Annotated in this window: 12 protein-coding genes; 7 read left to right on the top strand and 5 right to left on the bottom strand. The window is 64.7% G+C overall.

Going from position 1 to position 10,788, the window contains the following annotated elements; all coding sequences use genetic code 11:
- Positions 1-41: 41 nt before the first annotated feature.
- Positions 42-941: a LysR family transcriptional regulator ArgP gene (locus tag IFU00_22280; protein ID MBD8545010.1), complete on the bottom strand. Its 900-nt coding sequence runs from the start codon at positions 939-941 to the stop codon at positions 42-44.
- A 94-nt stretch (positions 942-1,035) separates the two neighbouring features.
- Here IFU00_22280 and IFU00_22275 point away from each other — a divergent pair, with 94 nt between their 5' ends.
- From IFU00_22275 to nfsB, 4 genes are all read left to right on the top strand, one after another.
- Entirely contained in the window at positions 1,036-1,653 is a 618-nt protein-coding gene (locus IFU00_22275; protein ID MBD8545009.1) for an amino acid transporter, read from the top strand.
- Positions 1,654-1,765: 112 nt separating this feature from the next.
- Positions 1,766-3,070 (top strand): amidohydrolase family protein, encoded by a 1,305-nt coding sequence (locus IFU00_22270; GenBank protein ID MBD8545008.1) that lies wholly within the window; start codon positions 1,766-1,768, stop codon positions 3,068-3,070.
- 451 nt (positions 3,071-3,521) lie between these two features.
- Positions 3,522-4,529, top strand: coding sequence for a zinc-binding alcohol dehydrogenase family protein (locus tag IFU00_22265; protein ID MBD8545007.1), 1,008 nt, complete (start codon positions 3,522-3,524; stop codon positions 4,527-4,529).
- A 69-nt stretch (positions 4,530-4,598) separates the two neighbouring features.
- Positions 4,599-5,255: an oxygen-insensitive NAD(P)H nitroreductase gene (nfsB, locus tag IFU00_22260; GenBank protein ID MBD8545006.1), complete on the top strand. Its 657-nt coding sequence runs from the start codon at positions 4,599-4,601 to the stop codon at positions 5,253-5,255.
- An 82-nt stretch (positions 5,256-5,337) separates the two neighbouring features.
- Here the strand turns inward: nfsB and IFU00_22255 are convergent, their stop codons facing one another.
- Together IFU00_22255 and IFU00_22250 are read right to left on the bottom strand one after the other, a co-directional pair.
- The gene (locus IFU00_22255; GenBank protein MBD8545005.1) at positions 5,338-5,985 is read right to left on the bottom strand and encodes a hypothetical protein; all 648 of its coding nucleotides are present in this window, start codon (positions 5,983-5,985) and stop codon (positions 5,338-5,340) included.
- Between the two features lie 135 nt (positions 5,986-6,120).
- Entirely contained in the window at positions 6,121-6,621 is a 501-nt protein-coding gene (locus IFU00_22250; protein ID MBD8545004.1) for a GNAT family N-acetyltransferase, read from the bottom strand.
- Between the two features lie 129 nt (positions 6,622-6,750).
- Here IFU00_22250 and IFU00_22245 point away from each other — a divergent pair, with 129 nt between their 5' ends.
- The 3 genes from IFU00_22245 to IFU00_22235 all read left to right on the top strand — a co-directional run bounded on the left by IFU00_22245 (position 6,751) and on the right by IFU00_22235 (position 8,432).
- A complete protein-coding gene (locus tag IFU00_22245; protein MBD8545003.1) occupies positions 6,751-7,098 on the top strand; it encodes a hypothetical protein in 348 nt (115 codons plus the stop codon).
- A 53-nt stretch (positions 7,099-7,151) separates the two neighbouring features.
- Positions 7,152-7,589, top strand: coding sequence for a hypothetical protein (locus tag IFU00_22240; GenBank protein MBD8545002.1), 438 nt, complete (start codon positions 7,152-7,154; stop codon positions 7,587-7,589).
- A 66-nt stretch (positions 7,590-7,655) separates the two neighbouring features.
- Entirely contained in the window at positions 7,656-8,432 is a 777-nt protein-coding gene (locus IFU00_22235; protein MBD8545001.1) for a glutaminyl-peptide cyclotransferase, read from the top strand.
- On the opposite strand, the gene IFU00_22230 is transcribed toward IFU00_22235, so the two are convergent.
- A complete protein-coding gene (locus tag IFU00_22230; protein MBD8545000.1) occupies positions 8,433-9,458 on the bottom strand; it encodes an NAD(P)-dependent alcohol dehydrogenase in 1,026 nt (341 codons plus the stop codon).
- A 26-nt stretch (positions 9,459-9,484) separates the two neighbouring features.
- The gene (locus IFU00_22225) at positions 9,485-10,774 is read right to left on the bottom strand and encodes an SDR family oxidoreductase (protein MBD8544999.1); all 1,290 of its coding nucleotides are present in this window, start codon (positions 10,772-10,774) and stop codon (positions 9,485-9,487) included.
- Between the last annotated feature and the right edge of the window lie 14 nt (positions 10,775-10,788).

Below are 10,788 nucleotides of genomic sequence, written 5' to 3'. Positions count from 1 at the left end.
AGGCTGCTTGCGCAGCCGGCCTTTTTTTATTGCGGCGCTCTTCAATGCGGCGCAAGCGGCAGCAGCGCGGCGCGCGCGGCCTTGAGCAGCGCCGCGCCCATGCGTTCGAGGCGCGGGGGCTGGATCCGCCAGGCGTGCCAGTACAGCGGCACGTCGTGCGCGATGGCGGGCGACAGGTCGACCAGGTCGCCGCTCTGCAGCAGCGCCGCGCACTGCTCGTGCGGCAGCATGCCGTAGCCCAGCCCGAGGCGCACTGCCTCCGCGAACGCATCGCTGGACGGCACGTAGTGAAACGGGTACGCGCCGTCCGGCAGCCCGAATTGCGTGAGCAGGAACGACGACTGCATCGCATCCTTGCGATCGAAGACCATCAGCGGCGCGACCTGCGCGGTGGCGCGTGTGATTCCGGCCGGGAACCAGCGCTGCGCGAACGCGGGCGAGGCCACCAGCCGGTAGCGCATCACGCCGAGCAGGCTCGCGCTGCAGCCGCGCATCGGCTCCGGCTCGCCCGAGATGCAGGCCACGGCATGCCCCCCTTCGAGCAGCGAAAACGTGTGGCCCTGGTTGTCGAGGATGAATTCGACCAGCAGCTGTTCGTCGATCAGGATCGGCGCCAGCACGGGCAGCAGCCAGGTCGCCAGCGTGTCGTTGTTGACCGCCAGCGTCACGCGCGCCGGGCCCGGATCGCCCGTCATCTCGGCCAGGAACTCCGATTCGAGCAGCGTGGAGCGGCGCAGGTATTGCAGCAGCCGCGCGCCGGGTGCGGTGGGGCGGCAGGGCCGGCTGCGCACCAGCAGCGGCGTGCCCATGTCCTGCTCCAGCGCCGAGATGCGCTGCGAGACGGCCGACGGCGTGATTCTGAGCTGGGCGGCGGCGGCTTCCAGGCTGCCGGCGTCAATGGCGGCCAGGAAGGCGGCGCTGCGGCGAGGGTCGAGCTTCATGATTAGCGCTTCTTACGTGGCCTGAATAATCATGAATATAATTGAAGTCGAGTCCATGGGCTGGAATAGTGGCGGCTTTCGCCAGGAGGCTGCCATGTTCTCGCAACAGATCTATCTTCAGGGGCTGGGGCTGGGCGCTGGTCTCATCATGGGCATCGGTGCCCAGAACGCGCACGTGCTGCGCACTGCAGTGCGGGGCCGGCACGTACTGCCGACAGTCGCGACCTGCATCGTCGTCGATGCGATCCTGATCGCGGCCGGCACCAGTGGCCTGGGCGCGCTGATCGAAGCGTCGCCGATCCTGATGCCGCTGGCGCGCTACGGCGGCGCCGCGTTTTTGGTCTGGTACGGGCTGCGCTGCTGGTCGAGCAGCTGGCGTGGCGGCGCGACCCTGTCCGGCGACGCAGCTGCGCAGGCGCAGACGCTGGGCGCGGCGCTGGCAACCGTGCTGGCGCTGTCGCTGCTCAATCCGCACGTGTATCTGGACACCGTCGTGCTGCTCGGGGCGGTCGGCAGCAGCCTGGCCGCGAGCGAGCGCAGTTCGTTTGCGCTGGGGGCGATCACGGCGTCGGCGCTGTGGTTCTCGGCGATCGGGCTGGGGGCGCGGCGCTTCGCATCGACGCTGGCGCGCCCTGGGGTATGGCGCGTGATCGAGGCGCTCACGGGCGCCGTGATGCTGGTGCTGGCGGTGCTGCTCGTGGTCGACGCGTGAGGCTGCAAAAAAAGTGGATGGACACGGTGCATGGCGGTGTAAAGTTGCATTTTGTCCATTCAATTTTCGAGGAGCTGGCTTGAACCGCAAGAACCGTTTGGCACTGAAACTGATGGCCCTGTGCATGGCCACCGTGGGCTGGTCCGGCGTACACGCCGCCGACGTCATCATCAGCGCCGAGCGGCTGCTGGACGTGAAAACCGGGCGCATGATCGACAAGCCCGAGATCCTGGTACGCGACGGCAAAGTCGTCAGCATCGGGCGCGCGGGTGGCGCAGGTGGTGCAGGTGGAGTGGGCGGCGCAGCTGGCGCGGCGGCCGGTGGCGAAGCCGCCACGCGCATCGACCTGCCCGGCATGACGCTGCTGCCCGGCCTGATCGACATGCACGTCCACCTCGACTCCGACCCCACCTACGGCGGCTACAGCAACCTGGAATACAACGACCGCTTCTGGTCGGCGCTGGCCGTGGCGCATGCGGGCAAGACGCTCGACGCGGGCTTTACCACGGTGCGCAATCTGGGCGCAGCCGACTGGAACGACGTCGGCCTGGGCCAGGCGATCGCCGCCGGCAAGGTGCGCGGCCCGCGCATCATCCCTGCCGCCTGGTCGTTCGGCCCGACCGGCAGCCACTGCGACAGCACCTACTTCCCGCCATCGATGGACCAGAAAGGCCCGTACAACGCCGACGGTCCGGACGAAGTGCGCAAGTCGGTGCGCTCGCTGCGCAAGTACGGCGCGCAAGTCATCAAGGTGTGCGCCACGGGCGGCGTCTTCTCGCGCAACACCGAGCCGGGCCAGCAGCAGATGAATCTCGCCGAACTGCGCGCGGCCGTCGAAGAAGCGCACCAGTGGGGCCTGCAGGTCGCCGCGCACGCGCACGGCGCCGCCGGCATCAAGGACGCCATCCGCGCCGGCGTGAACACGATCGAACACGCCAGCCTGATCGACGACGAAGGCATCGCCCTGGCCAAGAAGCATGGCGCATGGCTGTCGATGGATATCTACAACGGCAGCTACACGGCGCTTGAGGGCAAGAAGAACGGTGTACTGGAAGACAATCTGCGCAAGGACCGCGAAGTGACGGAACTGCAGCGTCAGAACTTCAAGCGCGCGCACGCAGCCGGCGTGAAAATGGTGTTCGGCACCGACGCCGGCGTCCACCCGCACGGCGGCAACGGCAAGCAGTTCGCCGTCATGGTCCAGTACGGCATGACGCCGCTGCAAGCCATCCAGAGCGCCACCATCAACGCCGCCGAAGCACTGGCACGCAAAGACGTCGGCATCATCGAACCTGGCCGCTACGCCGACCTGGTCGCCGTCGAAGGCGACCCAACCGTCAACGTCCGCCTGCTGGAAGCCCCCGCCGTCGTCATCCAGAACGGCCTCATCGTCAAACGCCTCACCCCCCAACAATGAGGGTCAGTGTAGAATTAATGAGCAATAGCCCAATATCAAGCCAGTAAATGTTGCAGCGTCAACAGTATTGAATCACTTGAATGTGTGCCAGCTTTAATTAGGGTCAGAGTCGAATTAATTTTCAATTTATTTTCAAAAATTGACAAACAATTCGACTCTGACCCTAATTGTTTTCTTTGAATTTTATGTGCTCAGGGATGAATTAATTTCCTGACTTAAATTAGTATCTTGTAGGCATGGTTTTGTGCCGAATTACGGCCTTGAACAATTAGGGTCAGAGTAGAATTAATGAGCAATTGATTCAATTTCCGTCCAATCTTGCTTCAACCCTGAGCTCGGCTGCACGTCTTGCCAATCAATTAGGGTCAGAGTCGAATTAATAAGAAATTGATTAAATGAAGTTGTCAAACAATTCGACTCTGACCCTCATTGTTTGTTTTTAGGAGAAGAAATGAAAGCAATTGTTTATACGCAGAATGGGTTGCCGATCGATGATCCGAAGGCGCTTGTCGAAATGGAATTGGGGATGCCGGTGGCGGGGCCGCATGATGTAGTGGTTGAGGTGCGCGCGGTGTCGGTCAATCCAGTGGATACGAAGATCCGCCTTGGCGTGGCGGTGACTGAGCCGCGTGTGCTTGGGTGGGATGCCAGTGGTGTCGTGCAGTCGGTTGGCGACAGTGTCACGCTGTTCGCGCCGGGCGATGAGGTGTTTTATGCCGGATCGCTTATTCGCCCCGGCTCCAACAGCCAATTCCAGGCGGTCGATGAGCGCATTGTTGGCAAGAAGCCCCGTACGCTCGGCTTTGCCGAAGCGGCTGCCCTGCCCCTGACGTCGATCACGGCCTGGGAGCTGCTGTTCGACCGCCTGCGCGTGCCCGAAGGCGGCGGGGCTGGCAAGTCGCTGCTGGTCATCGGCGCGGCCGGCGGTGTTGGCTCGATCCTGATTCAGCTCGCGCGCCAGCTCACGGGGCTGACCGTCATCGGCAGCGCCTCGCGCGATACCACGCGCGAATGGGTCACCAAACTGGGTGCGCACCATACCGTCGACCACACGCGCCCGATGCAGCCGCAGCTGGTCGAACTGGGCTTCGACCAGGTCGACATCGTCATCAGCCTGACCCACACCGATCATCACTATGCCGACATCATCGAGGCGCTCGCGCCGCAGGGCCAGCTGGCGCTGATCGACGATCCGGCCACGCTCGACGCAGTGCCGCTTAAGCGCAAGTCGATCTCGCTGCACTGGGAGCTGATGTTCACGCGCTCGCTGTTCGGCACACCCGACATGGTGCGCCAGCACGAGCTGCTGAACCGCGTGGCCGACATGGTCGACGATGGCCGCCTGACGACGACCCTGGGCGAGCATTTCGGCGCGATCACCGCTGATAACCTGCGCCGCGCGCATGCGCTGATCGAAAGCGGCAAGGCGGTCGGAAAAATCGTCCTCGAAAACTTCTGACGCCGGAATCGCTTACCATCGTGGGGTTGAAAAATCCCACGATCACCCAGCGAAAGCGAAAGGAACACCATGGACATTCTGTCGGCCGCCAAAAAGCGCCATACCGCCAAAGCCTACGATAGCGCGCGTCGGATCCCCGAAGACGTGATGCAGAAAGTGTATGACCTGCTGCGTAACAGCGCGTCGTCAGTCAATTCGCAGCCATGGCACTTCATCGTCGCCAACACGCCCGAAGGCCGCGCGCGCATTGCCAAGGCAACCCAGGGCGGCTACGTCTACAACGCCGCCAAGGTCAACGATGCGTCACACGTAATCGTGCTGTGCGCCCGCGTCGACATGGACGAATCGCACATGGACGCGCTGCTGGAGCAGGAAGAGCGCGACGGGCGCTTCCGCGATGCCCAGGCGCGTGCCGGCCAGGACGCCACCCGCCGCGGCTATGTCAACCAGCACCGCTACGGCACCAAGGACGTGGCCCAGTGGCTCGAGAAACAGGTGTATCTGGCGCTGGGCACCGCGCTGCTCGGCGCGGCCACACTGGAGATCGATGCGACGCCGATGGAAGGCTTCGACCAGAAGATCCTCGACGCTGAATTCGGCCTGAACGAGAAGGGCTTGACCAGCCTGGTGCTGGTGAGCTTCGGTTACTCGTCGCCAGCTGATTTCAATGCGGGCTTGCCGAAGTCGCGCCTGACGCAGGAAGCGACGTTCACTTTCATCGATTGATGCGAGCGCAAGACTGGCCCACTTCGGTGGGCCTTTTTTTTGTCTTGCGGCGCCCTTGCGTGCACTGCGGCCTGTGCACCAATCACGGTGGTGATGGCGACGCTGGCCTGGTCTCCGGCACATCCCCCTGACAGTTTGCTTTTTTGACGACCATCTCTTTGTAGATATCGAGTGGGGGCATATTCAGGGCAGCACGGCGCGCTTCGACTTTCTGGCGATCGTCCAGCGGATCGAAGTCAACATCACACGGCTTCTCTGGCAGCGACATCAGTTGGGTGCCATACAGCTGCGGCCTGCGCTCGGCCACCGCCACGCGGTCGGACAGATAGGCAAAGTTGCGCCCTACCGGTTCGCCCCGCTCTGCGGCGATCTTCTCGAGCAAGGCCAACGTCTGCTTCTGGAATGCCCTGTCGTGATCGGCATGCTGCACCAGCAGCCAGGCATCGCGCTCGGCGCGCTCGCCGTGCTTTTCGGCGTCAGGAAAACCGCACTGTGCAAACAGGACTTTCAGACGTGCCGTGTTGGCACGGTCGATCACGGCCATGTGCGCCCCGATTTTCTGCTGGGCCGGGGTGTTGATCTTGCTGAAGTCGAGACGGGAGCGCAGGGCCTGATCGGCGCTGACCATCGTGCGCAGTTCCTTTGTGTAGTCTTCGCAGGCCGCCCGCGCCGCGGCGCAAGGCAGGGTAGCAGCAATAGCGATGCCCAGAGCCTTCAAAAAATTCTGCATCCATATCCTTGATGGCAGTAATCACCAGGCCAGTGTAAGACCGCTACCTGGCGAGGTCCACGCATCCTGCATGATCTGATGGTGCCTTCTTCCCGACCAGTCATGCTGGAACAGCTCAGGAGGCGACGTTTACGTTCACTTGAGCGGTGCTGCGCCATCGCATGCGGGTGACAGCATCTTTTGCATGAACACGGACGCGATGCCGATCCCGCTGCGATGCGCATACACCTCGTCGCGCACCCGTAAGAATCCGGCGCGCTCGTAGAACGCCACCGCATTGAGCGACGCCGACAGGAACAGGCGTTGCACGCCGCGCCCCTGCGCCAGTTCCTCGAGCCAGCGCAGCAAGTCCAGCGCGATCCCGCGTCCCTGATGCGCCGGATCGACAAACACCGCATCGACTTCGCCGCTGGCCAGGTCGAGCACCGCGAAGCCTGCCAGCGCGCCGTCTTTTTCCGCCACCACGGCGCTCCCAAGATTCACCAGTACCGCCAACGATGCCGGCGCGGCGCTGGCGGACCAGGTCTCGATCACGACCGCCGGATAGTGCGCCGCGCAACTGGCCCGCACGGCCCGTGTGCGCAGCGGCCAGAAGACCGCAAGATCGGCTGCGGTGGCCGCACGGCATATCAGCATGACCTACTCCTGATGCGTTGGTGTCAGCACATCGTACACGCACCCGTGTGCAGAAACCGTGCGCCCGAATCCCCGTCGCAGGCATATGCTGGCGCTGCATTCGTCGAGTCACCTTCACCGGAGTCGCCCATGAAACGCACACCTGCTTTGGCCGCCCTGCTGTTCGCCATGTCCGCCAGCGCCGCCGCCCACCATGGCTGGAGCGAGTACGACGCCACCCGCCCGCAGCAGCTGACCGGGACCATCGAGGAATCGGGTTACCGCCAGCCTCACGGCTACGTCCGCCTCAAGACGCCGGACAAAACCTGGCTCGTCGTGCTGGCGCCACCCAGCCGGATGGAAAACCGTGGCCTGGCCAGGGCCATGCTGGCCGTCGGCGGCACCGTCACCGTCGTCGGTTATCCCAACCGCACCAAGCCCGCCGAACTGCGCGCCGAACGCATCACGGTGGGCGACAAGGTCACGGAGCTGCGCTGAGCGCCGCGCACGCGGCGGCGGCGTGGCTCGCATCGACCCCACCGGCGCAAGCGCTGCGCGACGGCGCCTGGTTGTACCCGCTCGTCGAGATCGTCCACATTGTGGGTTTCACGGTGCTGGTGGGCGCGGTGGCCATGTTCGACCTGCGCCTGCTCGGTGTTGGGCGTACGCGGCCGGCTGAGGCGCTGCCGGTACAGGCGCTGGCGCGCCACCTGCTGCCCTGGACGTGGGCCGCGCTGCTGCTGATCGTACCCAGTGGCGTGCTGCTGTTCGCGACCCAGCCCGAGCTGCTGGATAACCGGGCCTTTCTCCTCAAGCTGGCGCTGATCGGTGCGGCGGGTGGCAATGCGCTGGCGTTCCACGTCGGGCCCTGGCGCACGGCCGCATGCTGGCTTGCCAAAGCGCCGCTGCGCGCCCGATTGCATGCGGCCCTGTCGCTGCTGCTCTGGATCGGCGTCATCGCCTGCGGACGGCTGCTGGCGTATGTGTAGCAAGCCTGTCGAACAGCCACCCGGCCTTCGTGCTACAGTCTCCTGCCGCTTTCTTCCCGACCCGCCATGCTGAAACAGCTCACCACCTTTGCCATCGCCGCCCTCGTCGTCGCCAGCAGCGCCCACGCTGCGCCGCCGGTCTATGGCTTCGTTGTCAAGAACACCTACCCCCACGATCCGCAAGCCTTCACGCAGGGCCTGTCCTACCGCGACGGCTACCTGTACGAAAGCACGGGCCAGATCGGCCACTCGACGATCCGCAAGGTTGACATCAAGACGGGCAAGGTGGTGCAGAAGGCCGATCTGCCGGCCAACGTGTTCGGCGAAGGCTCCACCGCAGTGGGCAATACCCTGGTCGGCCTGACCTGGCAGTCGCAGGTCGGCTATGTGTTCGACCTCAAGACCTTCAAGCTCAAACAGCAATTCAAGTACGAAGGCGAAGGCTGGGGTCTGGCGGGCGATGCGAAGCAGCTGTACATGAGCGATGGCAGCGCCGCCATCCGCATCCTCGATCCGAAGACGATGAAAGAGCTGCGCCGCATCCAGGTCACGGCCGAGGGCCAACCGGTGCCGCGCCTGAACGAGCTCGAATTCGTCAACGGCGAGCTGTATTCGAATGTCTGGGGCACCGACCTTATCCTGCGCATCGATCCCGACAGCGGCAAGGTCCTCGGCCTGATCGACCTGACCGGCCTGTTGCCGCCGGAAGCGCGCGGCACGACCTCCGTCGACGCCGTCCTGAACGGCATCGCCTGGGACGACAAAGGCAAGCGCCTGTTCGTCACCGGCAAGCTGTGGCCCAAGCTGTTTGAGATCGAGCTGGTGCCACGCCTGCGCCGCTGATCACGCGGCTTTGGTCACGTCGATCACGACCTTGCCGAAGTGCGCACCGGATTCAAGATAGCGGTACGCGTCCTGCGCCTGGCCGAACGGGAACACGCGGTCGATCACCGGCTTGACGCCGCTGGCGTCGGCGAAGCGCATCACGTCTTCCAGCATCGCGCGGCTGCCCACGTGCACGCCCACCAGGCGCTTGGCGCTGGCCAGCAACGTCGCCGGATTGACTTCGCCGCCAAAGCCGCTCACGCCGCCGATGACGGCCACCGTGCCGCCCATCGCCACCGCCGCCACCGACCGGTTCACCGTGCCCTGGCCGCCCACTTCCAGCACCACCTGCGCGCCCACGCCATGAGTCAGGTGCAGCACTTCGTCCTGCCATTCCGAGATCGTGGTGTAGTTGATCGTGTGATGCGCGCCCAGTTCGCGTGCGCGCGCCAGCTTGTCGTCGCTCGACGAGGTCACAATGGTGCGCAGGCCGGCGGCGCGCGCCAGTTGCAGGCCCAGGATCGACACGCCGCCCGTCCCCAGCAGCAGCACGGTGTCGCCGGGTTTGACGTGATTGCCCGAGACGAAGATGGCATTCCACGCGGTGACCGCTGCGCAAGGCATCGTGGCCGCCTCGATGAAGTTCAGGCCCGCCGGGACAATCGCCAGCGCATCCTCGTGCAGCACGACTTCTTCGGCCAGCATGCCGTCGATGTCGCCGCCCAGACCATTGCGGATCTTGGCGGGCGTCGGGCCGCCCTCGTGCCAGAACGGAAAGAACGAACCGGCCACCCGGTCGCCCACCTGCACGCGCGTGACGCCCGGGCCGACAGCCAGCACTTCGCCAGCGCCGTCCGAGCACGGGATGATCGGATCGTCGACCGAGACCAGGTAGTTCCCGGCCGCGACCATCAGGTCGCGATAGTTGAGCGCAACGGCGTGCACGCGAATGCGCACTTCGCCCAGGCCAAGGTCGCGCACCGGATACTCGATGGCTTGCAAGCCGTCGATGGTGGCGCCGTGAAGAATTTGGTAAGCCTGCATGGGTGCTCCTGTGTCAGTTGAAATCGTTATTTTTCGTCGAGGTGGTACAGCAGCCAGAGCGCCGCCAGCAGCGGCAGGTTCTTGACCAGGGGGCCGAACGGCTGCACCAGAAGCTGGGGCAGCGTGAAGGCGATCACGGCGCTGCACAGTGCCACCACGCCCAGCTGCGTTACCCACAACCAGCGTCGTCGTGGCAGGAACAGCGTGCCCAGTCCCAGCAGCAGATCCAGGCCCCCCGCGCCGTACAGCGCTGGCAGTTGCAGCTCCGGCGGCACGCCTGCCTGCGCCAGTAGCGCGAGGCTGTCCTCGATCGGGAACAGGCCGAGCGAAACGATCGCCGTGATGATCCAGACCGCGGCAATGCTGTAGCGCAGGACCGGCAGCAGCCAGCCAAGCTTGGCGCGCGCGCGCTCGCACTCGGCGTCCTGGATGAAGGCACTGACGGGCCGTGGCGGATGGCCGATCAGGTTGGCCGTGAGCGTCGCGTCGGCGCTGTTGTCGTGATCGAGCATTTTCAGGGCGTCGCGATCCAGCAGCGAACCTGGCAGCAGGCCGGCGACGCCGGCCGCGAAGCGGGCCACCGGCCCGGGCAAGTGCAGTACCGGCTGGCGGCCCATCGCCATTGCGCGGCGCAGCGTGGCCAGGTACTCGGTGAAGGGCATCGCCTGCGGCCCCACCAGCGGCACGCGCATCGTCGCGCCGCCGTCCGGTGCCATCGGCAGCCGGTGCTTGAACAGGCCGATGATGGCCGCTACCAGATCGTCGATGTGGATCGGCTGCACCAGCTGCGGCTTGCTGCCGAAGCGCAGCGTGAATGGCATGCTGGCCAGCGTGCGCATGGCGCGCGCGCTGCCGCCGTCGCGGCCATACACGAGCGACGGCTGGACGATGTAGGAGCGTAGCGGCAGTGAAGCGAGGTAGTCATCGGCCTCGCGCTTGGACACGTGATACGGCGTGGTGCCTTCGCCATCGGCGCCCAGCGCGGACAGCTGGACCACCATCTGCACATCGTGCGATTCGGCGCAGGCGGCAAACAGGGCGCGCGGCGTTTCCTTGTGCAGACGGACAAACGTCTGGCGGCCGCTCTCGCGAAAAATGCCGACCGTGTTGATCACGGCGTCGATTCCCGAGAGGCGCGACAGCCAGGTTGATTTATTGTTATCGTTAGTGAAATCAGCATGGATATAGCTGAGGCGCGGGTCGTCGCTCGTTTCGGGATGACGCACCGCGCAGACGACGTGGTGGCCTTCGGTCAGCAACGCTTGCAACAAGTGTTGCCCAACAAACCCGCTTGCACCCGTCAGCAGAATCCGCATCCGATGTTCCCTTT

The organism is Oxalobacteraceae sp. CFBP 8761, assembly GCA_014841595.1.
Taxonomy (GTDB): domain Bacteria; phylum Pseudomonadota; class Gammaproteobacteria; order Burkholderiales; family Burkholderiaceae_D; genus Telluria.
Note: the sequence above shows the minus strand (reverse complement) of the source record. Positions and strands in the feature narration are given on the sequence as shown.

Excerpts from the sequence above, each read along its gene's own strand:
- IFU00_22280 (MBD8545010.1), bottom strand. The coding sequence starts at position 941 with ATGAAGCTCGACCCTCGCCGCAGCGCCGCCTTCCTGGCCGCCATTGAC.
- IFU00_22275 (MBD8545009.1), top strand. The coding sequence starts at position 1,036 with ATGTTCTCGCAACAGATCTATCTTCAGGGGCTGGGGCTGGGCGCTGGT.
- IFU00_22270 (MBD8545008.1), top strand. The coding sequence starts at position 1,766 with ATGGCCCTGTGCATGGCCACCGTGGGCTGGTCCGGCGTACACGCCGCC.
- IFU00_22265 (MBD8545007.1), top strand. The coding sequence starts at position 3,522 with ATGAAAGCAATTGTTTATACGCAGAATGGGTTGCCGATCGATGATCCG.
- nfsB (MBD8545006.1), top strand. The coding sequence starts at position 4,599 with ATGGACATTCTGTCGGCCGCCAAAAAGCGCCATACCGCCAAAGCCTAC.
- IFU00_22255 (MBD8545005.1), bottom strand. The coding sequence starts at position 5,985 with ATGCAGAATTTTTTGAAGGCTCTGGGCATCGCTATTGCTGCTACCCTG.
- IFU00_22250 (MBD8545004.1), bottom strand. The coding sequence starts at position 6,621 with ATGCTGATATGCCGTGCGGCCACCGCAGCCGATCTTGCGGTCTTCTGG.
- IFU00_22245 (MBD8545003.1), top strand. The coding sequence starts at position 6,751 with ATGAAACGCACACCTGCTTTGGCCGCCCTGCTGTTCGCCATGTCCGCC.
- IFU00_22235 (MBD8545001.1), top strand. The coding sequence starts at position 7,656 with ATGCTGAAACAGCTCACCACCTTTGCCATCGCCGCCCTCGTCGTCGCC.
- IFU00_22230 (MBD8545000.1), bottom strand. The coding sequence starts at position 9,458 with ATGCAGGCTTACCAAATTCTTCACGGCGCCACCATCGACGGCTTGCAA.
- IFU00_22225 (MBD8544999.1), bottom strand. The coding sequence starts at position 10,774 with ATGCGGATTCTGCTGACGGGTGCAAGCGGGTTTGTTGGGCAACACTTG.